Source organism: Cryobacterium sp. Hh7 (assembly GCF_004403155.1).
GTDB lineage: Bacteria > Actinomycetota > Actinomycetes > Actinomycetales > Microbacteriaceae > Cryobacterium > Cryobacterium levicorallinum.
Genome location: NZ_SOHG01000061.1, coordinates 147,782 through 171,733, shown reverse-complemented (window position 1 = coordinate 171,733; position 23,952 = coordinate 147,782). Strand labels below are relative to the sequence as shown.

The following is a 23,952-nucleotide window of genomic DNA, read 5'->3' as shown; positions in this document are numbered from 1 at the left end:
TCTTCCAATGCCGGGAGACACCGCGGGTATAGCCCTGTCGGGGCATGAAGCGAACCGCATCAGTGAATTTGCAGCCCGAAGCTCTCGACCCCGCCCGGTGCGTACTGTCGGTGGCGGTTACCGATGGCAGCGATGTGGGTGAGACCGACCTGGGAACCTGAGCCGTGTTTATAAGCCGGGCCCGCGTTCCGGGCCGGGCCCTGCCCAAGATTGGGCGAGCGGTTGTCGATGTCGGAGGGGGTTACTAGCATGGCATCGAACCTGATTGCACCACCCGATCGGCAAGGAATTCCCGTGATCATTGAGGCCCAGGGCCTGACCAAGACCTACCAGTCCAAGAGCGGTCCGGTGCACGCGCTCGCCGGGCTCGACCTGCAGGTTCCGCGCGGTACGGTCAAGGCGCTCCTCGGCCCGAACGGCGCCGGAAAGACCACCGTCGTCAAAATGCTGACAACATTGATTCGACCGGATGCCGGCACCGCCGTTATCGACGGAATCGACGTCGTTCGCCACCCCAAATCGGTGCGGCGCATCATCGGGGTGTCCGGCCAGTACGCCGCCGTCGACGAGAACCTCACCGGGTTCGAAAACCTGGAAATGGTCGGCCGGCTGTATCACTTGGGCGGCCCGGCGGCCCGCAAACGGGCGCAGGAGCTGATCGACCTGTTCGAGCTCACCGCCGCCGGCAATAGGCCGGTCAAGGGGTTTTCCGGCGGCATGCGGCGCCGCATCGACCTCGCGGGGGCACTCGTGATCAACCCCAAGGTGCTCTTTCTCGACGAACCGACGACCGGGCTCGACCCGCGCAGCCGCATCGCCCTGTGGGACGTGATCAAACGCCTCGTCGCCGACGGCACAACAGTGCTGCTGACCACGCAGTATCTCGAAGAGGCCGACCAACTCGCCGATGACATCGTCGTGATCGACGACGGCCGGGTCATCGCCGAGGGCACCTCCGATCAACTCAAGGCTCAGATCGGCGGGCACCGCGTGGTGGTCGCCCTCGTCGATGCCGCCGACGGCGCGGCCGCCCGTGACATTCTCGCCCGGCACGGATCGGGTGTCCCCTCGATCTCCACCGATGGTCGGGGAGTCGAAGTCGCCGTCACCGACGGCCCCACCGCCCTGCAGAACATGCTCGCCGACCTGCGCGCCGCAGAGGTCACTCTGCACGATGCCGGCATGCGCCGCCCCACCCTGGACGACGTTTTCCTCAAGCTCACCGGTCACAAGGCCGACCTCAGCACGGCCGACGATGACGATTCCAGCGGGCCCAAGCTCTCCAAACGGGCGCAGGCCAAACGCGACCAGGCGCGGGCAGCGGATGCCTCAGCTGCAGATTTGGAGAGCGTCAAATGAATGCGCGCCACGCCGATACCCCGGCTGAGTCCGTTCCGGCTCAGCCCGCCCCGTCTGCGTCCCCTCCCACCGCGTTTGCGATCGCGGACTCTGCCACGAGAGAAGTCGCACCGGCCGTGGCCGACGCAAACGGTGAGCGGGCCAGCGCTCGGGTGGCCACCCTGCCCCCGCTCCCCACCTGGAACCCCTTTTCCCTGTGGTACTCCGACGGCTGGACCGTCACCAAGCGCAACATGATCAAGATCAAGCGCTCGCCGGACATGCTCGTGTTCGCCGTGATCCAGCCGATCATGTTCGTGTTGCTGTTCAGTCAGGTTTATGGCGGGGCCATTGCGGTTGCGGGCAGCGACTATACCCAGTTCCTGATGGCCGGTATTTTTGCGCAGACGGTCGTGTTCGGCGCGACGTTCTCGGGCGCTGCCATGGCGCTCGACCTGAAAGAGGGCATTATCGACCGCTTTCGGAGCTTGCCGATGAACGCATCCGCTGTGCTGATTGGACGCACCAACGGCGACCTGGTGCTGAATACCATCTCCATGGTGATCATGATGGCCACCGGGCTCGCGGTCGGCTGGCGGGTCAACACCTCCCCGCCCGAATTTCTGGCGGGAGTCGGGCTGCTGCTGCTGTTCGGCTACGCGTTCAGCTGGGTGATGGCGCTGCTCGGCATGAGCGTGAAGAGCCCTGAGGTCATCAACAATGCGTCGTTTCTGATTCTGTTCCCGCTGACCTTCGTCTCGAACGCGTTCGTGCCGAGTGAAACTCTGCCGACCGCGCTGCGCGTCTTCGCCGAGTGGAACCCGGTGTCCTCGCTCGTGCAGGCCGTGCGGCAGCTGTTCGGCAACCTCGGCACGGCGCCGGTTCCCGATATCTGGACCATGCAAAACCCGGTCCTGACCGTGTTGATCGGCATTACCGTGATGCTGCTCGTGTTCGTGCCCCTGTGCATCCGTAAGTTCGCGTCGATCAGCTCCCGCTGACCCGGCCAAACCCGCACCACTCGAGAGGGAGTTACCCATGACCGAACATGCCGTAGGTATTGTCGCCGGCTTCAGCGGATTCGCGGTCGAAGATCTCGACGCCGCGCGAACCTTCTACGCCGAGACGCTGGGCCTCGAGGTCACGGTGGGCGAGATGGGGATGCTGCGCATTTCACTGCCCGATGGCGCCACCGTGATCGTGTACCCCAAGCCCGATTTCGTGCCGGCCACGTACACGATTCTGAACTTCGCGGTGACCGACCTCGATGCCACCGTCGATGAGCTCACCGAGCGCGGCGTGGAGTTTCTCCGCTACGACGGCTTCGAGCAGAACGACAAGGGGATTGCCGCTGGCGGCGGGCAGGGGCCGGATATCGCCTGGTTCACCGACCCGTCCGGCAATATTTTGTCGGTGTTGAAGAACCCGTAGCAACGAGGTCGCGCCCAACGCAACCGGTCTGGGCATCCGTTCTAGTGCCCGCGACCTTTGCCCTTGTTGGGGTTCTTGGTCGGACGGGTGCGGCCGGGGGCGCTCTCGGTTCTCTTGCGCACGGCCGGTTTGGCTTTCGCTGCGGCGACCCGGATGGCTTTGGCGGCGGCCTTGGCTTTGTCGGTCTTCTTGGGTTTGCGTGGCGGCTTGGCCGGGCGCCCGTCGCTGCGAAGCTCGGGCTGCGCTTCGTCTGCGAGAGCGGCTGCGTCGGCGGCACCGGCATCCGTTCGTGAACTCGCCTTTGAGCGGCCGCGCACGATGCCGATGAATTCCTCGATGTCCTCGGTGGTTTCGCGGGTGATCCAGGCGAGGGCGATCTGCGTGTCGGCGACCCCGGTAACCGGGCGGGACACGACGTCCTTGCGGCCGTACAGCCGGGCGATCGAGTGCGGCACAATGATGATGCCGACGCCGGCGGCAACCTGCTCCATGGTTTCGTCGAGGTCGCGCATCGGCGGCAGGGGCCGGCGGGTGCCGTCGCGCACCTCGTCGGCGAGGTCGCGCCACTCGGGCACGTCGTCGGGGTTCTGCAGCAGATGCTCCCCGGCCAGATCGGCCAGCAGCACGGTCTCGGCCTGCTCGAGTGCGTGATCCTTCGACGCGACTACGACCGGGATCTCGTTGTACAGGTTGATGACGCTCAGATTGGTTTCATCGATGGGCAGGCGCACCAGGCTGACCTCGGCCCGACCGTCGTGCAGCACCGAAATTTGCTCGTCAGTTTCGGTGCGAAACACGGTGAGGGGCACGTCGGGGCGGCGGTCGCCCCAGATCCGGGTCCATTTGGTGGGGGTGACACCGGCGACGAAGGCGATGGAAAAGCTCACCGGCATCCTTTCTCGCAGTAGTTGAGGGGCTATTTGCCCAAATGAGGGCCCTCTCAGGCTATACGCTTGAACAATGAGTTCCGAGAAGAAGCCCCAGACCATGAAGCCCGCCACGGCGGCCCAGAAACTCGGGATTCTGCTCGACGCGGCACCGGCCGAGTTCCAGACCGAATTTGTCAGCCGCACCGAGCTCGCCGAGCTCATGGCGAACCCGCCGGAGTGGCTGGCGCTGCTGCGCACCAACGGCCCGCACCCGCGCCAGGTCGTCGCCGCCAAGCTCGGCGTCTCGATTTCCGGCCTGGCCCGCAGCGAGATCACCGACCCGCTGACCACCGCCGAGATTTCCGCCCTGCTTCAGCAGCCGCCGGCCTGGCTCGTGCTGGAGCGTTCCACCCAGGCCGGCGTGCGCGCCGACCAGATCGCGGTGAAAGACCGCGACGCCCACCGCGCGGCTAAGAAGGCGCACGTCGAGCGCCAGGCTTCGCAGGAGCAGGCCAAGCGCGACCGCTCATAGTTCTCATCCGTTTTACGCTGCGCGGGAGGCGCAAATCCCGCGCACTGGCGTGAGTCCAGCGCTCTGGCGTAAAAAGTAGCTCGACGGTCAGAGGCTGGCTAGCCATGCTGGTCGTCCCGTTCGGCTGCGTGTGCCCAGCCCAGGTGCGGCGCGGCGGTGACCGCCTGCTGTCGTGACTGAGAGTGGATGCCGCGCTGCGGCATCCACTCGGCTGAGCGTTTCTAGGCGGCCGGCCTGGACGCGGCGTCGGAGTACTGTGTGCGCAGAAAGTTGACGACGTCGCCGAGCTCGACCTGCGAGATCGAGTGCGGCAGACCCTCGTAGATGCGCTCGGTCAGCGTGCTGTGCCCGGGCAGCCAGGCCTGGGTGCGTTCGATCGCGCTGGTCGGAATCACGGTGTCGGCGGTTCCGCGACCCCAGAACACGGGAACCGGCCGCTCGGCCAGCTCGGCGTCGCTGTGCTGCGGTCCGCTGGCGACGAATCCGGAGAGGTTCACCGCGAAGCTGAAGCGGTCGGGCGCGGCGCGCAGCAGCTCGAGCGCCATTGCTCCCCCCTGCGAGAACCCGAGCAGACCGATCGACGGCGGCTGCTGCGGCAGGGCGTCGAGCCAGTCGAGCACCGCGGTTACGGCCGCCGCGACGGGGGCCGGGTCGGGGCTGCCCGGCTCCGCGATCGGAAACCAGGCCCAGCCGTCGGTGACCGGGGCCGGTGCCTGCAGGGGCGCGCGCAGGGCCGCGATCACCGGCTCAAGCGGCAGGTGCGGTGCGAGGGAGAACAGGTCGCCCTCGTGCGAGCCGTAGCCGTGCAGGATCAGCAACAAGGGGCGGTCAGCCTGGTCGGCGCCGGTGGCCGACCAGAGAACGGCGGCGTTATCGATGGTGGTCATAGCTTCCTCCAAATAGCTCGCGACTCGTGGACGCCGCGCACTCCCATACTTCCATTGCCGTGCGGTCCAGACGTGCCGCGTCGATGATCATCTCGAACTATGTCAGCCGGTTGCTCGGCATAACTCCTGCAGAAAATTGACGTGCGCGACCAGATGACAGCAAATCATTGGAGAGGCGGCCGAGCACCGCGCGAATTGCAGGAGTTATGCGCGTGGTGAGGGAGGGGACCGGCCGACGGCAGTCCGGGCGGAGCGGCACGCGAGTGCGCGCGCGGAGCCCACGTAGGAGAGAATGGCATCATGAGCGTGCGAACCCCTGACCCAGACCCGGACTGGACGCCGAAGCCCCCCGCGGGAGCCCCGAACACGAATCCGGGCTGGCTGAAGGACGTTGAACTGGCGGAGATTCGTCGTCGCCTGCCGATTCTCTACATTGAGGCCGTGCCCGTGCGGGTTGACGGTCTCGGCCAGGTCGTCGAGGTCGGTGTGCTGCTCCGTGCCCGTTCAACCGGCGAGATGACCCGCACCCTCGTCTCCGGCCGGGTGCTCTATGGCGAGACCTTGCGCGATGCGCTTTTTCGTCACCTCGAGAAGGACCTCGGCCCGATGGCCTTCCCGCAGCTTCCGGTCAGCCCGGTGCCGTTCACCGTCGCCGAGTACTTTCCGCTGCCGGGCATTACCGCCTACACGGATGACCGCCAGCACGCCGTCTCGCTGGCCTACGTCGTTCCCGTCACAGGTACCTGCGACCCGCGACAGGATGCCCTCGAACTCACCTGGATGACGCCGACCGAGGCCGTGTCACCGGGAGTGTCCGCCGAGATGGAAGGCGGCCGCGGCGCCCTGCTGCGCGCCGCGATGGCGTCGGTCGGCCTGCTCTACTGAGCCGGGCGGCAGCATCCGCTCACCGCTAGGCGGGCTGCGGCAACGCCGAACCAAGCCCGAGCGTGGTGAGGAACAGGCGCGCGTAGCGGTCGACGTCGACGTCGAGCGCGACCTCGGCGACCTCCCACTCGCTGGCCAGACCGTGCACGATGTCCTCACCGGGATGCGTGCGCCGGTCGACCAGGGTCTGGCCGCGACCGTAGCCGGACAGCTGCACGCGCAGGGGCAGCATCTCGGTGGACACGCCGTCCGGGTCGACGAGGGCACACAGCGCCCCAGCGTCGCCGATGAGTCCGGTGTATTCGGAGTTGCGGCTCGCGCCGAGAGCGATCCGGTTGCTCAGCAGTCGGCCGACGACCTGGGCCAGATTCGACTCGCTGTGCAGGAGCTCGAGAGCGATCTGCTCGCCGATCACGACCTGGTTGAACACGTCGAGTCCGTACATGAAGTTGGGCACGCCGGAATCGAGCACGATCGCTGCGGCTTCCGGGTCGTGCCAGACGTTGAATTCGGCGACCGCTGTCGCGTTGCCGACCGTGGCTGAACCGCCCATGAAGACGATGCGCTCAATGTTGTCGGCACACTCGGGATACTGGCGCAGCAGCAGGGCGAGGTTGGTTTGCGGGGCGAGCCCGACCAGGGTGACCGGGCGCGGGCTGGCCAGAATGAGCCGGCGCATGAGCTCGATCGAGCTGATGGACTCGGCCGTGCGGTCGGTCGGCGGCAACTGCAGTGTGCCGAGGCCGCTCTCGCCGTGCACGTGCGCGGCCGATCTGGCCGGTTCCAGTAGGGGGCGGCGGGCGCCGGCCGCGACCGGAATGGACGGCGCGTCGGCGACGTCGAGCACGCGCAGGGTGTTCTCGACGACGCGGTCGAGTGAGGCGTTTCCGGCCACGCAACTGATGCCGAGCACGTTGATGCCGGGGTGCTTGACCGCGAACAGGATGGCCAGGGCGTCGTCAACGCCGGTATCAACGTCGAGGATGACGGGGATTGCCGCCGTGGAATTAGTCATCAGATCACCCTATTGGGTCTGGTGTGCCCCAGATCCCCGCAGGTGGGTTTGCGCCCCTTATCGGCTCATTCTGCACTTCTGCGCAGACCCTCAGCGAACCAGACGCACCTCGTGCAGCATTTCGCCGAGAACCTCTTCGGTCTTCTCCCGACCGTCAGCCGTGTAGCCGTTGCGCGCGTAGAAGGCGTGGGCGCGCGGGTTATCGGCGGCCACCCAAAGCACCGACGGGCCGGCATCGACGACGGCGTCGAACAGCAGTCGGCCGACGCCGACGCCGTGGTGCGCATTGAGCAGGTACATGACCTTCAATTCGCGAGTGGATGCCGGCAGGTCGTCTTCCTGACCCGGGGCGCTCGCAGCGAAACCGATGATCTCGCCGCTGCCGTCGACGGCGACGACCTGTTGGTACTCGTGACCAAGCTTGGTGATGCCGTGCCACATCGTGGCGAGACGCTCCGGTCGCAGGTGGGACAACGCGGCCTGGCTGAGTAGGTGATCATAGGTTTCATGCCAGCAGGCGGCGTGTACGCGGCCCAGGCTTTCGGCATCCGCTTCTTCTACGGGTCGAACGACAACTGTGGTGTTCATGATTCGACACTATCCGTCTTTGCGGGCGGTCCCGGACACACGAATGGGCCGGCCTCCGAAGAGACCGGCCCAATTGTTTCAAGCGGATACTGCTGGCCGTTTAGCCCTGCGAGCGGCGGGGAGCCGAGCGGCCTGCTCCACCCGAGCCGGGTCCGCGAACGAGTCCGCCGACCTGGAGGCTGCCGACGCGAGCGCCGCCCGAGCGGCCAGCGGCCGAACCCGAGCGGGGAGCGCTGGAGGCAGCGCCGGCCGGACGGCCGGTGCGCTCGCGACGAGCGCCACCGGCGGGAGCCGAGTCGCGGCTGCGGCCGCCGTCGTTACGGTCGGTGCGGGCACCGCCCTGGCTTGCGCCGGAGCGGCCGGCGCCGGCATCGCGGCCGCCCTCTGAACGGCCGCCCTCTGAACGGCCACCCTGTGAGCGACCGCCTTCGGAACGGCCACCCTGTGAACGACCACCCTGTGAACGACCGCCCTGTGAACGTCCGCCCTGCGACTGGCGCTGCTGCTGCGGCGCTTCGACGCGGGGAGCCGGCTTGACATAAGCAGCAACATCGCCGACGAGGGCGTCGACGGCGGGGGAGGAAGCATCCACGCGCTGCGGGGTCACCTTGATGGCGGCCTTGCGCAGCAGAGCGTCGGTGTCGCGCTTCTGCTCGGGCAGCACGACGGTGACGACGTCACCGGCGCTGCCGGCGCGGGCGGTACGGCCCGAACGGTGCAGGTACGCCTTGTGCTCGGCCGGCGGGTCGACGTGGATGACGAGTTCGATGTCGTCGACGTGCACGCCGCGAGCGGCGACGTCCGTTGCGACGAGAACCTTGACCGTGCCGGCGCTGAACGCGGCGAGGTTGCGGTCACGGGCCACCTGCGAGAGGTTTCCGTGCAGGTCGACGGACGGGATGCCAGCGTCGGTGAGGCTCTTGGCGAGCTTCTTGGCCTGGTGCTTGGTGCGCATGAAGAGGATGCGACGGCCAGAGCCGCTCGCCAGCTTCTGCACGAGGTCCTTCTTGGCATCGACGCCGGCGACCTCGAACACGTGGTGGGTCATGGCCGAGACGTGGCTGTTGGCCTCGTCGACGGAGTGCATCACCGGGTCGTGCAGGAAGCGCTTGACGATCTTGTCCACGCCGTTATCGAGGGTGGCGGAGAACAGCATGCGCTGGCCGTTGCCGGGAGTCTTGTCGAGGATGCGGGTGACGACCGGCAGAAAGCCGAGGTCGGCCATGTGGTCGGCCTCGTCGAGCACGGTGATCTCAACCGAGTCGAGGTTCACGAAGCCCTGCTTCATGAGGTCTTCGAGGCGACCGGGGCAGGCCACGACGATGTCGACGCCGGCCTTGAGCGCGGTGACCTGGCGGCCCTGCGAGACGCCACCGAAGATCGTGGTGGTGTTGAGGCCGTAGGCCTCGGCGAGCGGGGTGATGGCGTTGGTGATCTGCGTGGCGAGCTCGCGGGTCGGCGCGAGGATGAGGCCGAGCGGGCGACCCGGGCGACGCTTGCCGCCGGCCAGGGTGCCGCCGAGGCGCGAGACCATCGGAATGGAGAAGGCCAGGGTCTTGCCCGAGCCGGTCTTGCCGCGGCCGAGCACGTCGCGGCCATTCAGGGTGTCCGGAAGGGTGTCGACCTGAATCGGGAAGGCGGTGTCGATTCCCTGGGAAGAGAGAACCTTTACCAGGGGAGCCGGCACGCCGAGCGTGCTGAACGTTGTGGACAAATCTGTAGACAAAATGGTGCCTTTCGGGCATCAGTCTCCTCGCCCGTTCGAATTATCGCGCAGCGATAAGCAAACCAGGAGGATTCACATGGCGAAGGTGCCGAAGGGCACATCCGTTCGCCGTAAGAATGTTTCATTCGAAAAATCAGGTCAGCCCTGGTGGGCCGCCAGATAGAGAAGAGGGCGTTCTACGACGCAGCAAGCGCAACTACGCACTCGCAAGTTCTCCTACTCTAGCGGATGCTGTCAAATCGGCCCACCCGCACCGATAGTGATCTTGGGATCCGGGGCGCTGTACCGAATTTTTCGAGATTCGGGGCATCTCACGCGCGGAGCGGGCGAATCGACGAAATTCTCCGCAGGTGTGAACGGGCACCCGGGTAGCTACGAGTGGTCGCCGTGGTAGAGCTCGCCGACGGGCACGTCGACGTCGATGATATTGCCGCTCTGCGGCAGCGGGCAGGCCCACATCGGGTCGTACGCGCAGGAAGGATTGTAGGCAAAATTGAAATCGAGAATGAGGGTGTCGTCGTCGACACCGGGGCCGAGGTCGGCACCCTTGATGGTGTCGAGCAGGTAGCGTCCGCCGCCGTAAGTTCCGCCGCTTTTGCCGGCCAGGGCATCTTTCAGCGGCAGGAACAGGCCGCCGCCGTAGCTTGCGAGCCGCCACACGTCGAGCGAACCAAGGTAGGGCAGGCGCACGGTACCGACCAGGTCGAAGGGCACGGTGCCGTCCGTGCCAGTTTCCACGTTCATGCGATAGGACTGCTCGGAGCGGTGCACCTCGACTTCAAACCGCCAGTCCGGGTCGTACGCGGCAATGGGAAGCCCGGTGAAGGCCGAACGGTCGTCGGGCAATAACGGCGACGACGGATGCCCCGCAAACAGTTCATCCCGCCCCGACCGCCACAATTCGTGGCCGCTTTTCGGGCTGCTCACACTGAGCTGGCGCACCCCCGCATACAAACCGGTCACACGCCGACGCCAGTCCGCGATCTGCAAGGCCCCCAGGGAAGAACTCATGATGGCTACGCTACCGCCGGTCGGCCCGGTGCATAGGAGATGGCGCGGGGAAACTGCGGAAGCGCTAGTTGCCGTCGTCGGACTCCCGCTGCGACAGCGGCACAAAGTTGGGGGCGTCGATGCCCACGTCGTGCTGCCAGGTGGGGGCGAGGGCCTTGAGGCGCAGCATCCGCCACTGCCAGAACGCCCAAAACGTCGGCCAGAGGGCGATCGTGGCCGGGCGGCCGCGAAAAATGAGCTGGTCCCGGTAGAGGGTTTTGCCGGTGCCGGCCGGGTCGGGCGCGATCGCCATGCGGTGATCCCAGAGCGTGACCGCACTCAGCGCGCCGGAGACGCCGCGACCGGTATCGCGCAGAATGCGCACGCCGTCGGGCCGGTGCGTGGAGTTGGCAAGGCGAATGATCTGGGTTCCCATCGGCACCAGGCCGAGCATGGAGAACACGGCGGGGTGTTCGCCCGGTTCCCACCGGGTGGGAAACCCGTCGGGTTCGAGAGACTCGACCGCCATGAACGGGCTGCTCACCTCGCGAAAAACGGCGGGGCTGTGGATGGCGTGCCAGGCAGCATCCGGTGTGCAGTCCAGAATCTCTTTCAGGAGTACTCGCATCTGACTAGTTTGGTGTGTGCGTGGCATGCGGTACAACTAGGAATGTGGCAATTCGGTTCTGGCTCGGCGTTGTGCACCGCGAGCACGTGCTGCGCGGTGTCGATTTGGGCATCGCCCGCGCCAATCGTGGCGCCGGGGATCTGATCGCGCAGATGGGCGAGTCCGACGGCATCGTCTACTACTCCCCGAAAACTGCGATCGAGGGCGATCCGCTCAAGGAATTCACGGCTATCGGCCGAATAGCGGATGCCTATGCCTACCAGGTGGGCGACCCCGCGAACGAGTTTCGGCCCTGGCGACGCCGGGCCGACTACGATCTGGATGCCTGGCCGACCAGCATCCGCCCGCTGTTGCCCGTGCTACAGCTCACCCGCGGAAACCCGGACTGGGGCTTCCAGCTGCGCCGCGGCGTGCTCGAGATTTCGCGGCACGACTTCGAGATGATTCGGCAGCAGATGCGGCGGCCCTCTGCCGACGACCGGTAGCGCCCAGTAACCCTCATTAGACTCACGGCTATGAATGGCGATCTCTGGTGGGTACCCTCGGTCATCGTTATTGGCCTCGTGTTGGCCGGAGTCTGGGCGCTGGTGGCAGCCTCGCGGCGGCGCACCCGGGCTCGGATCGGGCAGGTGAACGCTGAGGCGGCTCTTCTCGCCCGCAGCGCGGCGATCAGTCTGGTTCGCGCCGACGATCTGGTGCAAGACGCGACCGACGAGCTCGGGTTTGCCATCGCCCAGTTCGGCGAGTCTTCGACGCGGGAATTCGCCACGGCGCTCAGCACGTCGAAACGCCAGCTCAGTGATGCTTTCGCACTGCAGCAAAAGCTCGACGACGCCGTGCCGGACACCGCTGCCGAACGCACCCGCTGGAACCAGCAGATCATCCAGCTCGCCGACGAGGCCACCGGCCGGCTGACCGGTCAGGCGCGTAATTTCACCGCCAGGCGCGGCGTGGAACGCAACGCCCCGCAGCAACTCGACGAACTGCGCCGACGCCTCGATCGCGTGTCCGACCGGGTCACCGGCGGAGCGAACACGCTCGCCCGGCTCGGTTTGAGTTATTCGCCGCCGGCGCTCGCTGCGATCAGCGGCAACGTTTTGCGGGCGCAGACCGCACTCGACCTGGCCGCCGCCGCCGCCGATGCTGCCGCTGCGCGCCTCGAGGCCGCGTCGTCCGAACCGGTGGGGGAGCAGCTGCAGTCCGCCGAGCACTCCCTGTTTCAGGCGACACAACTGCTCGACGCGATTGAAACCGGCGAGGACTTGCTGCACCGCGGTTTCGCGAACTTGCAGCAGGCACTGGATGCTGCCGGCTCGGAACTCGCGCAGGCGCGAGCCCTGCGCGACGGTCACGAAGAATCCGATACGAGCGCGTCCCTGAACCTCGTCATCACCGCGGCGGCAGCCGTGCAGGCGCAATTGCGGGAGCCCGGGAGGCTCAGCGACCCATCCTCGGATGTCGTGAAGCTGGAGGCGGCGATGAACGGGTTGGACAGCATCCGTTCGGAGGCACGCAATCGGCAGTTGCGGCTCGAGAACGCCCGCACCGCCCTGGCCGGCGCGCTGCTCACCGCCCGCAGCCAGATTACGATCACCCGCGACTTCGTGTCCGCCCATCGCGGTCGGGTGCAGGCCGCCGCGCGCACCCGTTTGGCCGAGGCTGAACGGCAGCTCGCGCTCGCCGTGGCCGAGGCCGACCCGGTGACCGCGCTGGATACCGCTCGTCGAGCGATGATGCACGCCACGGATGCCGACGCCCTCGCCCGCTACGACGTGCACTGAACGCGTGCGCGCCGACCTGGTGCGCCCTGAACGTCTGGGCGCTGACCCTGGGCGCTGAACTCAGTCGACCGGCGGGAGCCGAGGGCCGGCCGAGGCCGCGGCCCGACGCCGGATCGCCAGCGTGATTTCGCGGCGTAACCAGCTGATGGCGTGGGCCTGATCGAATCGGCGGGCGCAGAGCCCACAGGCCAGCGGCCGGGTGGGCTGCCGATACCGAAAATGGGTGTGTCCGGCGGGGCAGGTGCCCACCCAGGGGGCGAGTTCGTCGGCGATCTCGCCGTCGTGGGTGCGCTTGCCGTCGTAGCCAAGGTCGAAGGCCACCTTCTTCCAGCGCGGACCATGCCCGGCACGCGGCCCGGCCAGGGCGTGCGCGAATTCGTGCAGCAGGATCTGGTGCACGTCGTCGTCGGCATAGCGGGAGGCGAGGTAGCGCGACACCGTGATGTGCTTCGCGCTGAAATTGCACAGGCCGGCACGTTTTTTCGCGTTGTCGAAGCCGAAGGTCCAGCTGGGGTCGAGGTGCAGCACGATGAGCGCGTCGGCCCAGCGTCGTACCTGGGCGAGATCGGCCATCAGGGCGCCGCCGTTTCCACGAGGCAAGCGGGGGTCTGAGCGAGATCAGACGTCGGGAAAGACATCAGGGCGCCACCGCCACTTGCAGGAGCCGGTCGTCTTCAGCCGCCGGGGAACCCCGGCCATCCGTGTTATTACTCACAAACCACAGTGTGCCAGCTGGCCCTGACACCACGTCGCGCAACCGGCCGTATCCGTTGACAAACCACTCGGTGGGGGTGTCGGTGGAGGATGTGCTCAGAATCGGGATGCTCCACAACCGTTGCCCGCGCAGGCTCGCCATGAAGATGGTGTCGTTCACGATGGCGATGCCGCTCGGGCTCGCTACGTCCGTCGACCACTGACGTTCCGGGTCGAGATATGCCGGGTCGCCGGCCTGGCCCTCGACCAGCGGCCAGCCGTAGTTGCCGCCGGGAACGATGCGGTTGAGTTCGTCCCAGGTGTTCTGCCCGAACTCGCTCGCCCACAGCTGGCCGCGCGAATCCCAGGCCAGGCCCTGTGGATTCCGATGCCCGAATGAGTACACCAGCGTGCCGAACGGGTTGTCCGCTGGCACAGCACCGGTCGGTGTCATTCGCAAAATCTTGCCGCCGAGCGAGTCCAGGTCCTGGGAATGGACGGTGTCTCCGGCGTCCCCGACCGTGGCGTAGAGCAGTCCGTCGGGGCCGAACGCGAGGCGGCCACCGTTGTGATTGCCGGCTCGGGGGATGGAGTCGAGCACGAGGGTGGGTGCCCCGAGGGTGTGGCTGCCGGGGGAGCCGGCCAATGGCATCCGTTCGATGCGGTTGTCGGCCGCCGTTGAGTAGTAGGCGTACACCCAGCCAGTGCCGCCCGGGGCCGCCCGGTCGGCGAGAAAGGCGAGGCCGAGCAGCCCGCCCTCACCGCTCGGGCGCGCCGCCGCGACGGTGCCGGCGTCGCGCAGACTGCCGTCGGCGAGCAGCTCGCGAAGCCGGGTGGTGTCGCGTTCGCTGATGAGCGTGGCGCCGTCGGGCAGTCGCAGAATCGACCACGGAGCCTGAAGCCCCGACGCGATCACGACCGGTTCGCCGACCGGATGCACCGGTGAGAGCGGGTCAGCACCGGCATCCGTTGCGCTCGGCGTCGGTTGGGCCGGTGTCGTGGTCGTCGGAGTGGCGCGCGGGTCCGCAGCGCTGCACGCGGTCAGGGTGAGAATCACGAGCACGGCCGTGCCCACCGCACGCCGCAGCCGCCGCTCGGTCGGATCGGTCACCGGTCACCTCGCCTTCGTCGTGAACACAGCATGCCGCTTAACGCGTGCGGCGGCCAGTAGCTGACCCCGGGCCCGTTCACTCGCGGCGGGACTGCAGGTGGGGTCAGGCCTGGGCGCTGCGAGCAGCAATGTGCTGCTCGACGACGGCAACGGCCAGCAACGAGCTGTCGAGTTCGTCGGCGTCGGCGCCGTCTTTCTCGCGCAGAAACACGGCGGCGGTGAAGTCGGCGAGGGCGCCTTCGAGGTTGTCCTGGTCGAAGTACACCTTGCCGCGGTGCTGGCGGGCATAGGCGGCGAGGCGGCTCCACTCGTGCACCTCGGAGTCGAGTATGCAATGCGTCAACTCGCTCGCGGCCTCGACGAGCTTGCCCTGAAATTGCAGGACCTGCGCCCGACGGATGCGACTGGCCACCGCCTGCTCCCGGTTGCCGGTGAAGCGCGACTGGCGCACGGCCTCGTTGGCCACTTCCCAGGCTTCATCGAGCCGGCCGACGAGGCGCAGCAGAGCGACCTTTTCGTTCAACGCGGCCAGGCTGCGCAGGGTACCGAGTTCTTCAAGCCGCTCACCGGCGGCCTGAAGGTCTACTTTTTCGCGCAGGGTGATGGGGTCGTAACCGATGATGAAACTCAGGGTGTGTTCCTGTAATGACGAAGGCGGACGCGGCCGCGCGGAGAAATGACGGGTGCCCCCAGAGTACCGCCGCCCGCGGGCATCCGGTCGCCGACTAGTGCCCGATCTGGAAGACCGTGCGGCCGGGCAGCGGCGACTGCGTCGACGTCTCGTCGGTCGCCACGAGCGAACCGGCCATGAACTGCTTGAGTTCGGTTCCCTCGATCACTTTTGCCGGGTGCGGACCGTTGGCCAGCAGCCGCGGAATCCAGTTGAGGTCGATCGGCGTGTGCGCTGCGATGAACACGATGTTGCCGAACCGGCGCCCCTTGAGCACCTGCGTCTCGGCGAATCCGATCACGTGCGGAAACACCGCCGAGAGGGTTGCGGCCTGGCCGCGCGCGAACGCGAGGCCGGGGCCATCCGCTACGTTGACGGCGAGTACGCCGCGTGACGACAGCAGCGGGGCGGCGAGCGCGAAAAACTCGCGGCTCGTGACGTGCTTCGGGGTGCGCGCCCCGGAGAAAATGTCGACCACGACGAGGTCGACGGCGCCTTGCAGCCCGGCGGGAAGCTTGCCGAGCACCTCGCGGGCATCGCCATGGCGCACGCGCAGCTGGGCGCGTTTGTCCCACGGCAGCACCTCCCGCACCAGGTCGATCAAATCGCTCTCGATCTCGACCACCTGCTGGCGCGAGCCCGGCCGGGTAGCCTCGACGTAGCGTGGCAGGGTGAGCGCGCCGGCCCCGAGGTGCACGGCGGTGATCGGCTCGTGCGGGTCGCCGAGCAGGTCGATGACGTGCCCGATGCGCTGGATGTACTCGAAGAACAGCTCATCCGGGTGATCGATGTTCACGTGCGACTGCGGGGTACCGTCGACCACGAGCTGAAAGCTGCCGGGGGTGAAACGGTCGGGTTCGATCACCGCGGTGTGTCCGCTCAACTTCAACACGACAGACGGATGCCCCTCCGTCACCTCACCCTTACGCCCAGTACTCATGGCCCTAGTCTGCGCCCTCTCCACGTGCCCGCGCCGCAGCATCCGCTTCGCGAGAGCGCAAAAAGTGCCCGATTGAGGGTGTCAAACGGGCACTTTTTGCGCTCTCGCGAGAAGACGGAGGGTGTTATACCTGAGAGTTTGCAGATTTGCAACAATAAGGTGGACATGACGCGAATGGGGGCATATAGTTGATCCTTGCGCTCCCAGACAAACTATGCCTTCATATTGCGGTCGGCTTTGCGTGTTCAAGCCACCTTGAGGCACACCTCTTATGAGGGTCTGCGGAGTCATCACCAATAACAGTAACTAGACCTGACGGGGTCCACGGAGGTTATTTCCTTGGCTGCTGCGCGCAACGCAACCACCAACTCACCCAAGAACGGCCGCTCGCACGAGCGTCTGTCGTTCGCAAAGATCAGCGACCACTTGAACGTTCCGGATCTGCTTGCTTTGCAGACCGAGAGCTTCGACTGGCTCGTCGGCAACGACATCTGGAAGGCTCGCGTCGCCGAAGCCCAGGCTGCCGGACGCCAGGACCTGCCGAATCGCACCGGGCTCGATGAGATCTTCGAGGAGATCTCTCCCATCGAGGACCTCGGCGAAACGATGCAGCTGTCCTTCACCAACCCGGAGCTCGAGCCGGAGAAGTACACCATTGACGAGTGCAAGGAAAAGGGTAAGACCTACTCCGCACCCCTCTACGTGAACGCTGAGTTCATGAACCACCTCACCGGTGAGATCAAGACTCAGACCGTGTTCATGGGTGACTTCCCGTTGATGACCCCCAAGGGCACCTTCGTGATCAACGGCACCGAGCGTGTCGTCGTGTCGCAGCTGGTGCGCTCCCCGGGCGTGTATTTTAACCGCGAGCAGGAGAAAACGTCTGACAAGGACATCTACTCCGCCCGTGTCATCCCGAGCCGTGGTGCATGGCTTGAATTCGAGATCGACAAGCGCGACCAGGTTGGCGTGCGCATCGACCGCAAGCGCAAGCAGTCCGTGACCGTGTTCCTGAAGGCCCTCGGCCTCACCAGCGAGCAGATCCTCGAAGAGTTCAAGGGCTACGCGTCCATCGAGCTCACCCTCGAGAAGGACAACATCCTCACCAAGGAAGAAGCCCTCAAGGACATCTACCGCAAGCTTCGCCCCGGCGAGCAGGTTGCCGCCGAGGCTGCGCGTGCGCTCCTCGACAACTTCTTCTTCAACTCCAAGCGCTACGACCTGGCCAAGGTTGGTCGTTACAAGATCAACCGCAAGCTCGGCCTCGAAGCTCCGCTGAGTGACTCCGTACTGACGCTGGCGGACATCCTGGCCACCATCAAGTACCTCGTCGCCCTGCACGACAACCAGACCACCCTTCCGGGTCTGCGCGACGGCAAGATGACCGACATCAACATCGACATCGACGACATCGACCACTTCGGTAACCGTCGTATCCGTGCGGTCGGCGAGCTCATCCAGAACCAGGTGCGCACCGGCCTGTCCCGCATGGAGCGCGTTGTTCGCGAGCGCATGACCACGCAGGACATCGAAGCGATCACCCCGCAGACCCTGATCAACGTGCGCCCTGTCGTCGCCGCGATCAAGGAGTTCTTCGGTACGTCGCAGTTGTCGCAGTTCATGGACCAGAACAACCCGCTCGCAGGCCTGACGCACAAGCGTCGCCTGTCCGCGCTGGGCCCGGGTGGTCTGTCCCGTGACCGCGCCGGCGTCGAGGTGCGAGACGTTCACCCCTCGCACTACGGCCGCATGTGCCCCATTGAGACCCCTGAGGGCCCGAACATCGGCCTGATCGGTTCGCTCGCCTCGTTCGCGCAGATCAATGCGTTCGGTTTCATTGAGACGCCGTACCGTCGGGTGCTGAACAACAAGGTCACCGAGACGATCGACTACCTCACCGCGAGCGAAGAGGACGACTTCATCGTCGCCCAGGCCAACGCGCCGCTCACCAAGGACTCGCACTTCGCCGAGGCCCGCGTGCTCGCCCGTAAGAAGGGTGGCGAGGTCGACCTCGTTCCCGCTGAAGACATCGGCTACATGGATGTCTCGCCGCGCCAGATGGTGTCGGTCGCGACCAGCCTCATCCCGTTCCTCGAGCACGACGATGCAAACCGCGCACTCATGGGTGCCAACATGCAGCGTCAGGCGGTGCCGCTGCTGCTCAGCGACAGCCCGCTCGTCGGAACCGGCATGGAGGTCTACACGGCCATCGACGCCGGTGACGTGCTCACCGCGCTGAAGCCCGGTGTGGTCTCCGAGGTGTCGGCTGATGTCGTCACCATCCAGCTCGATGAGGGCGGCACGCAGGACTACTACCTGCGCAAGTTCAGCCGCTCCAACCAGGGCACGAGCTTCAACCACCGCGTGATCGTCAACGCCGGTGAGCGGATCGAAGCCGGCGAGGTTATCGCCGACGGACCCGCCACCGACCAGGGAGAACTCGCCCTCGGAAAGAACCTGCTCGTGGCATTCATGCCGTGGGAAGGCTACAACTTCGAGGACGCGATCATCCTGAGCCAGAACCTGGTCAAGGACGACACCCTCTCCTCGATTCACATCGAAGAGTACGAAGTGGATGCCCGCGACACCAAGCTGGGTAAGGAAGAGATCACTCGCGACCTTCCCAACGTGTCGCCGGACTTCCTCGCCGACCTCGACGAGCGTGGCATCATTCGCATCGGAGCCGAGGTTCGCCCCGGCGATATCCTCGTCGGCAAGGTCACGCCCAAGGGCGAGACTGAGCTGTCTGCCGAGGAGCGCCTGCTGCGCGCCATCTTCAACGAGAAGAGCCGCGAAGTTCGCGACACGAGCTTGAAGGTTCCCCACGGTGAGCGCGGCACCATCATCGGTGTCAAGGTATTCGACTCGCAGGACGGCGACGACGAGCTTGGCAGCGGCGTCAACCAGCGCGTGGTCGTGTTCATCGCCCAGAAGCGCAAGATCACCGAGGGTGACAAGCTCGCCGGCCGTCACGGCAACAAGGGTGTTATCTCCCGCATTCTGCCGATCGAGGACATGCCGTTCCTCGCCGACGGAACCCCGGTTGACATCATCCTCAACCCGCTCGGTATCCCCGGTCGCATGAACTTCGGCCAGGTGCTCGAAACCCACCTCGGCTGGATTGCGAAGCAGGGCTGGAACGTCGAGGGCAAGCCGAAGTGGGCTGCTCGTCTTCCGGAGCACGCCTTCAGCGCCGCACCCGGCACGAAGGTCGCCACCCCGGTATTCGACGGTGCGCTCGAGATCGAGATCGAGGGTCTTCTGGACTCCACGACCCTGACCCGCGACGGCGAACGCCTCATCGGTTCCTCGGGCAAGACCCAGCTCTTCGACGGCCGCTCCGGCGAACCGTTCCCGATGCCGGTGTCCGTTGGATACATGTACATCCTGAAGCTCCACCACCTCGTCGACGACAAGATCCACGCTCGCTCGACCGGCCCGTACTCCATGATCACGCAGCAGCCGCTGGGTGGTAAGGCGCAGTTCGGTGGACAGCGTTTCGGTGAGATGGAGGTGTGGGCGCTCGAAGCATATGGAGCCGCTTACGCCCTGCAGGAACTCCTGACCATCAAGAGCGACGATATCCTCGGCCGCGTCAAGGTGTACGAGGCCATCGTCAAGGGTGAGAACATCCAGGAACCCGGCATTCCCGAGAGCTTCAAGGTTCTTATCAAGGAAATGCAGTCGCTCTGCTTGAACGTCGAAGTACTTTCGGCCGATGGCACCGCAGTCAGCCTGCGCGACACGGATGACGAGGTGTTCCGTGCTGCGGAAGAACTCGGCATCAACATTTCCACCCGGTTTGAGTCGTCGTCCATCGACGACATCTAAGCCCGGTCCAAAGAAACTTCGAAAACTTTCCAAGGAGAGAAATTGCTCGACGTAACAACATTTGACGAGCTTCGTATTGGCCTGGCTACCGCAGACGACATCCGTCGTTGGTCGCACGGTGAGGTCAAGAAGCCCGAAACTATCAACTACCGCACGCTCAAGCCGGAAAAAGACGGCCTGTTCGGCGAGCAGATCTTCGGACCCTCACGGGACTGGGAATGCTCATGTGGCAAGTACAAGCGTGTTCGCTTCAAAGGCATCGTCTGCGAGCGTTGCGGTGTAGAGGTCACGAAGTCGTCGGTGCGCCGTGAGCGCATGGGCCACATCGAACTCGCTGCCCCGGTCACGCACATCTGGTACTTCAAGGGTGTGCCCTCGCGCCTCGGTTACCTGCTGGACATGGCTCCGAAGGACCTCGAAAAGGTCATCTACTTCGCCGCCTACATGGTCATCACGGTGGACGAAGACGGTCGCCACCAGGACATGCCCGGACTCGAGAACGAGCTGCGTCTCGAACTGAAGACCATTGAGTCCAGCCGCGACTCGCGCATCGCCGATCGCCTACAGCGCCTTGAAACCGACCTCGCAGCACTGGAGGCCGAAGGCGCCAAGAGCGACCAGAAGAAGCGCACCAAGGACGCCGCCGAAAAGGAAATGGGCCAGATTCGCAAGTCTCTGGACGAGCAGGTTGCTCACCTCGAGCGCGTGTGGGAAGACTTCCGCACCCTCAAGGTCGGCGACCTGAAGCCGGAAGACTCCGTCTTCCACGAGCTCCAGGACCGTTTCGGCATGTACTTCGAGGCCTACATGGGCGCCGAAGCCATCAAGAAGCGCCTTGAGGCCTTCGACCTGGTCACCGAGAGCGAAAACCTGCACCTGCAGATCGCTGAGGGCAAGGGTCAGAAGAAGATCCGCGCCATTAAGCGTCTGCGCGTGGTCAACGCGTTCATCATGACCGGCAACTCGCCGGCCGGAATGGTGCTCGACGTCGTTCCAGTGCTCCCGCCGGAACTCCGCCCGATGGTGCAGCTCGACGGTGGCCGCTTCGCGACCAGCGACCTCAACGACCTCTACCGTCGTGTGATCAACCGCAACAACCGCCTGCGTCGTCTGCTTGACCTCGGTGCTCCGGAGATCATTGTCAACAACGAGAAGCGGATGCTGCAGGAGGCCGTCGACGCACTGTTCGACAACGGTCGCCGTGGTCGCCCGGTCACCGGAACCGGTAACCGTGCCCTGAAGTCCCTGAGCGACATGCTCAAGGGAAAGCAGGGTCGTTTCCGCCAGAACCTGCTCGGCAAGCGCGTGGACTACTCCGGCCGTTCGGTCATCGTGGTCGGCCCGCAGCTCAAGCTGCACCAGTGTGGTCTGCCCAAGCAGATGGCACTCGAGCTGTTCAAGCCGTTCGTGATCAAGCGCCTGATCGACCTGAGCCACGCTCAGAACATCAAGGCTGCCAAGCGCATGGTCGAGCGTTCGCGTCCGCAGGTCTGGGACGTGCTCGAGGAGATCATCCGCGAGCGCCCCGTCATGCTCAACCGTGCACCCACCCTGCACCGCCTTGGCATCCAGGCCTTCGAGCCTCAGCTCGTTGAAGGTAAGGCAATCCAGCTGCACCCGCTCGTTTGCGCGGCGTTCAACGCCGACTTCGACGGCGACCAGATGGCCGTGCACCTGCCGCTGTCGGTTGAGGCCCAGGCCGAGGCTCGCATCCTGATGCTCGCCTCGAACAACATCCTCAAGCCGTCCGACGGTCGCCCGGTGACCCTGCCCACCCAGGACATGATCATCGGTCTGCACCACCTCACCACGATGAAGGAAGGTGTGGTCGGAGAAGGCCGCGCATTCTCCACCGTGTCAGAGGCGATTCTCGCGTTCGACCAGAAGACGCTCGACCTGAACGCCAAGGTGCGCATCCGCTTGACCGACAAGTACTTCACCGAGGGCACCCAGCCCGAAGGCGTCGAGCTCGTCAACGGTCAGGCTGTCGGCACCGTTCTCGTCACCACGAGCCTCGGTCGCGCCATCTTCAACGAGGCGCTTCCGGCCGACTACCCGTACTTCGAAGACGTTGCCAACAAGGTCACCATGTCGACCATTGTCAACGACCTCGCGGAGCGGTACGTCAAGGTTGAGGTTGCTGCAACCCTAGACCGGATCAAGGATGCCGGTTTCTACTGGGCAACCCGAAGCGGTGTGACCGTAGCGCTCAGCGACATTCTGACGCCTCCGAACAAGAAGGAGATCGTCGCTGGCTACGAGAAGCAGGCTGCCAAGGTTCAGGGCCAGTTCGACAAGGGTCTGACGACCGACCTCGAGCGTCGCCAGGAGCTCATCCAGATCTGGACTCGTGCCACGGAAGATGTCGCCGCAGCGATGCAGGCGAACTTCCCGGCCGACAACACCATCAACCGCATGGTGACCTCTGGTGCTCGTGGTAACTGGCTGCAGGTGCGTAACATCGCCGGCATGCGAGGCCTCGTGAACAACCCGAAGGGTGAGATCATCCCTCGCCCGATCATCTCGAGCTACCGCGAAGGCCTGTCCGTCGCCGAGTACTTTATTGCTACTCACGGTGCTCGTAAGGGTCTGGCCGACACGGCTCTGCGTACCGCCGACTCGGGGTACCTCACCCGTCGTCTGGTGGACGTCTCGCAGGACGTCATCATCCGTGAAGACAACTGTGGAACGACGAAGGGCCTTGACCTGCCCATCGCCGGAACCGATGCAACGACCGGTGCGCTCCTGCGGGGCGAAGACGGCGGCCTCCTGGTCGACTTCAACGTCGAGAACGCGGTCTACGCTCGCAGCCTGGCCGCAGCCGCGGTCAACGCTGCCGGTGAGGTCATCGCCGACGCCGGAGACGACGTCGGAGACGTGCTCATCGCGAAGCTCATCGCCGGTGGTGTCGAAACCATCAAGGTGCGTTCCGTGCTGACCTGTGAGTCTGCCGTCGGTGTCTGTGCTGTCTGCTACGGCCGGTCGCTCGCCACGGGCCAGCTCGTCGACATCGGTGAGGCCGTCGGTATCATCGCCGCACAGTCCATCGGTGAGCCCGGCACCCAGCTGACCATGCGTACCTTCCACACGGGTGGGTCGGCATCCGCTGACGACATCACCCAGGGTCTGCCGCGTGTTCAGGAGCTGTTCGAAGCGCGTACCCCCAAGGGTGCGTCGCCCATCGTCGACTCCGCCGGACGCATCACCATCGAGGATTCGGACAAGGGCCGCAAGGTCATCCTGACCCCCGACAGTGGCGACGAAGCAATCGCCTACCCGGTGCTCAAGCGTTCAACCCTCCTCGTTGAGGATGGCCAGCACGTTGAGCTGGGGCAGCAGATCATCATCGGTGCCGTCGACCCGAAGGAAGTTCTTCGCGTCAAGGGTGTTCGCGCGGTGCAGAAGCACCTCGTCTCCGGTGTGCAGGAGGTCTACCGTTCGCAGGGTGTACCGATTCACGACAAGCACATCGAGGTCATCGTTCGTCAGATGCTTCGCAAGGTGACCGTCGTCGAACACGGCGACACCGGACTGCTCCCGGGCGAGCTCGTTGACCGGTTGAAGTACAACGACCTCAACCGCACCGCGCTGACCGAGGGCAAGAAGACGGCATCCGCTCGCCAGGAGGTCATGGGTATCACCAAGGCTTCCCTCGCGACGGAGTCCTGGCTGTCGGCCGCTTCCTTCCAGGAGACCACCCGGGTTCTGACCCAGGCGGCCATGGAAGGCAAGAGCGACCCGCTGATGGGTCTCAAGGAGAACGTCATCATCGGTAAGTTGATCCCCGCCGGCACCGGCCTTCCTCGTTACCGCGACGTCACCGTCGAGGCAACGGAAGAAGCCAAGGCTGAGCGTTACCCGAACCGCATCTTCACCGAAGATGCCACGTTCAACGAGGGTGACCTGAGCTTCGTCGACTTCGACAGCTTCTCGTCGGATGACCTCACTCCTGGTACGTACAACTAGTATCCGGTAGCTCTCAACGGATGGCCCCTGCTTCGGCAGGGGCCATCCGTCGTTAAGGTGCAAGACCAGAC

20 protein-coding genes are annotated in these 23,952 nt (G+C 65.3%); 9 read left to right on the top strand and 11 right to left on the bottom strand.

What is annotated here, in order from left to right; genetic code table 11:
• Positions 1–249 precede the first annotated feature (249 nt).
• From E3T43_RS16360 to E3T43_RS16350, 3 genes are read left to right on the top strand one after another with little or no spacing between them, the layout of a single operon-like run.
• Entirely contained in the window at positions 250–1,359 is a 1,110-nt protein-coding gene (locus tag E3T43_RS16360; protein WP_134442845.1) for an ATP-binding cassette domain-containing protein, read from the top strand.
• The gene (locus E3T43_RS16355; RefSeq protein ID WP_255452968.1) at positions 1,356–2,339 is read left to right on the top strand and encodes an ABC transporter permease; all 984 of its coding nucleotides are present in this window, start codon (positions 1,356–1,358) and stop codon (positions 2,337–2,339) included. The genes E3T43_RS16360 and E3T43_RS16355 overlap by 4 nt, the downstream gene beginning before the upstream one ends.
• A gap of 37 nt (positions 2,340–2,376) precedes the next feature.
• Positions 2,377–2,769, top strand: a complete 393-nt coding sequence (locus E3T43_RS16350) for a VOC family protein (RefSeq protein ID WP_134442844.1) — start codon at positions 2,377–2,379, stop codon at positions 2,767–2,769.
• Positions 2,770–2,810: 41 nt separating this feature from the next.
• On the opposite strand, the gene E3T43_RS16345 is transcribed toward E3T43_RS16350, so the two are convergent.
• The gene (locus E3T43_RS16345; RefSeq protein WP_370449995.1) at positions 2,811–3,662 is read right to left on the bottom strand and encodes a LysR family substrate-binding domain-containing protein; all 852 of its coding nucleotides are present in this window, start codon (positions 3,660–3,662) and stop codon (positions 2,811–2,813) included.
• A 67-nt stretch (positions 3,663–3,729) separates the two neighbouring features.
• On the opposite strand from E3T43_RS16345, the gene E3T43_RS16340 reads away from it, so the two are divergent.
• The gene (locus tag E3T43_RS16340) at positions 3,730–4,170 is read left to right on the top strand and encodes a DUF5997 family protein (protein WP_092452082.1); all 441 of its coding nucleotides are present in this window, start codon (positions 3,730–3,732) and stop codon (positions 4,168–4,170) included.
• Positions 4,171–4,391: 221 nt separating this feature from the next.
• Here E3T43_RS16340 and E3T43_RS16335 read toward each other — a convergent pair whose 3' ends face one another.
• A complete protein-coding gene (locus E3T43_RS16335) occupies positions 4,392–5,057 on the bottom strand; it encodes an alpha/beta hydrolase (protein WP_134473178.1) in 666 nt (221 codons plus the stop codon).
• A 300-nt stretch (positions 5,058–5,357) separates the two neighbouring features.
• On the opposite strand from E3T43_RS16335, the gene E3T43_RS16330 reads away from it, so the two are divergent.
• The gene (locus tag E3T43_RS16330; RefSeq protein WP_092452005.1) at positions 5,358–5,942 is read left to right on the top strand and encodes an NUDIX hydrolase family protein; all 585 of its coding nucleotides are present in this window, start codon (positions 5,358–5,360) and stop codon (positions 5,940–5,942) included.
• Between the two features lie 25 nt (positions 5,943–5,967).
• Here the strand turns inward: E3T43_RS16330 and E3T43_RS16325 are convergent, their stop codons facing one another.
• The 5 genes from E3T43_RS16325 to E3T43_RS16305 form a co-directional block, all read right to left on the bottom strand.
• Positions 5,968–6,957, bottom strand: a complete 990-nt coding sequence (locus E3T43_RS16325; RefSeq protein ID WP_134473177.1) for a nucleoside hydrolase — start codon at positions 6,955–6,957, stop codon at positions 5,968–5,970.
• Positions 6,958–7,047: 90 nt separating this feature from the next.
• The gene (locus tag E3T43_RS16320; protein ID WP_134473176.1) at positions 7,048–7,545 is read right to left on the bottom strand and encodes a GNAT family N-acetyltransferase; all 498 of its coding nucleotides are present in this window, start codon (positions 7,543–7,545) and stop codon (positions 7,048–7,050) included.
• Positions 7,546–7,645: 100 nt separating this feature from the next.
• A complete protein-coding gene (locus E3T43_RS16315; RefSeq protein ID WP_241979044.1) occupies positions 7,646–9,271 on the bottom strand; it encodes a DEAD/DEAH box helicase in 1,626 nt (541 codons plus the stop codon).
• A gap of 372 nt (positions 9,272–9,643) precedes the next feature.
• Positions 9,644–10,282, bottom strand: a complete 639-nt coding sequence (locus E3T43_RS16310) for a DUF1684 domain-containing protein (RefSeq protein ID WP_134442837.1) — start codon at positions 10,280–10,282, stop codon at positions 9,644–9,646.
• Between the two features lie 64 nt (positions 10,283–10,346).
• Positions 10,347–10,889 (bottom strand): hypothetical protein, encoded by a 543-nt coding sequence (locus E3T43_RS16305; RefSeq protein WP_174844357.1) that lies wholly within the window; start codon positions 10,887–10,889, stop codon positions 10,347–10,349.
• A 44-nt stretch (positions 10,890–10,933) separates the two neighbouring features.
• On the opposite strand from E3T43_RS16305, the gene E3T43_RS16300 reads away from it, so the two are divergent.
• The gene (locus tag E3T43_RS16300) at positions 10,934–11,374 is read left to right on the top strand and encodes an EVE domain-containing protein (protein ID WP_241979043.1); all 441 of its coding nucleotides are present in this window, start codon (positions 10,934–10,936) and stop codon (positions 11,372–11,374) included.
• 30 nt (positions 11,375–11,404) lie between these two features.
• On the top strand, positions 11,405–12,670 hold the full coding sequence (locus E3T43_RS16295; protein ID WP_134473174.1) for a hypothetical protein: 1,266 nt from the start codon (positions 11,405–11,407) through the stop codon (positions 12,668–12,670).
• A gap of 60 nt (positions 12,671–12,730) precedes the next feature.
• Here E3T43_RS16295 and E3T43_RS16290 read toward each other — a convergent pair whose 3' ends face one another.
• From E3T43_RS16290 to E3T43_RS16275, 4 genes are all read right to left on the bottom strand, one after another.
• Complete coding sequence (locus E3T43_RS16290) at positions 12,731–13,243, bottom strand: SprT-like domain-containing protein (RefSeq protein WP_134473173.1); 513 nt, start codon at positions 13,241–13,243, stop codon at positions 12,731–12,733.
• Positions 13,244–13,307: 64 nt separating this feature from the next.
• Positions 13,308–14,474 carry a sorbosone dehydrogenase family protein gene (locus E3T43_RS16285; protein ID WP_134473172.1) on the bottom strand — a complete coding sequence of 389 codons (1,167 nt, stop codon included), beginning with the start codon at positions 14,472–14,474 and terminating at the stop codon, positions 13,308–13,310.
• Between the two features lie 103 nt (positions 14,475–14,577).
• Entirely contained in the window at positions 14,578–14,997 is a 420-nt protein-coding gene (locus E3T43_RS16280) for a hypothetical protein (RefSeq protein ID WP_241979042.1), read from the bottom strand.
• Between the two features lie 202 nt (positions 14,998–15,199).
• Positions 15,200–16,084, bottom strand: coding sequence for a spermidine synthase (locus E3T43_RS16275; RefSeq protein ID WP_134442832.1), 885 nt, complete (start codon positions 16,082–16,084; stop codon positions 15,200–15,202).
• A gap of 339 nt (positions 16,085–16,423) precedes the next feature.
• On the opposite strand from E3T43_RS16275, the gene rpoB reads away from it, so the two are divergent.
• Positions 16,424–19,915: a DNA-directed RNA polymerase subunit beta gene (rpoB, locus tag E3T43_RS16270; RefSeq protein WP_092451980.1), complete on the top strand. Its 3,492-nt coding sequence runs from the start codon at positions 16,424–16,426 to the stop codon at positions 19,913–19,915.
• A 42-nt stretch (positions 19,916–19,957) separates the two neighbouring features.
• Positions 19,958–23,881, top strand: a complete 3,924-nt coding sequence (locus tag E3T43_RS16265; RefSeq protein WP_134473171.1) for a DNA-directed RNA polymerase subunit beta' — start codon at positions 19,958–19,960, stop codon at positions 23,879–23,881.
• Positions 23,882–23,952: the final 71 nt, after the last annotated feature.

Coding starts and splice junctions, on each gene's coding strand:
- E3T43_RS16320 (WP_134473176.1), bottom strand. CDS start 7,545: ATGAACACCACAGTTGTCGTTCGACCCGTAGAAGAAGCGGATGCCGAA.
- E3T43_RS16330 (WP_092452005.1), top strand. CDS start 5,358: ATGAGCGTGCGAACCCCTGACCCAGACCCGGACTGGACGCCGAAGCCC.
- E3T43_RS16295 (WP_134473174.1), top strand. CDS start 11,405: ATGAATGGCGATCTCTGGTGGGTACCCTCGGTCATCGTTATTGGCCTC.
- E3T43_RS16310 (WP_134442837.1), bottom strand. CDS start 10,282: ATGAGTTCTTCCCTGGGGGCCTTGCAGATCGCGGACTGGCGTCGGCGT.
- E3T43_RS16275 (WP_134442832.1), bottom strand. CDS start 16,084: ATGAGTACTGGGCGTAAGGGTGAGGTGACGGAGGGGCATCCGTCTGTC.
- E3T43_RS16360 (WP_134442845.1), top strand. CDS start 250: ATGGCATCGAACCTGATTGCACCACCCGATCGGCAAGGAATTCCCGTG.
- E3T43_RS16290 (WP_134473173.1), bottom strand. CDS start 13,243: ATGGCCGATCTCGCCCAGGTACGACGCTGGGCCGACGCGCTCATCGTG.
- E3T43_RS16325 (WP_134473177.1), bottom strand. CDS start 6,957: ATGACTAATTCCACGGCGGCAATCCCCGTCATCCTCGACGTTGATACC.
- E3T43_RS16355 (WP_255452968.1), top strand. CDS start 1,356: ATGAATGCGCGCCACGCCGATACCCCGGCTGAGTCCGTTCCGGCTCAG.
- E3T43_RS16335 (WP_134473178.1), bottom strand. CDS start 5,057: ATGACCACCATCGATAACGCCGCCGTTCTCTGGTCGGCCACCGGCGCC.
- E3T43_RS16350 (WP_134442844.1), top strand. CDS start 2,377: ATGACCGAACATGCCGTAGGTATTGTCGCCGGCTTCAGCGGATTCGCG.
- E3T43_RS16305 (WP_174844357.1), bottom strand. CDS start 10,889: ATGCGAGTACTCCTGAAAGAGATTCTGGACTGCACACCGGATGCTGCC.
- E3T43_RS16340 (WP_092452082.1), top strand. CDS start 3,730: ATGAGTTCCGAGAAGAAGCCCCAGACCATGAAGCCCGCCACGGCGGCC.
- E3T43_RS16345 (WP_370449995.1), bottom strand. CDS start 3,662: ATGCCGGTGAGCTTTTCCATCGCCTTCGTCGCCGGTGTCACCCCCACC.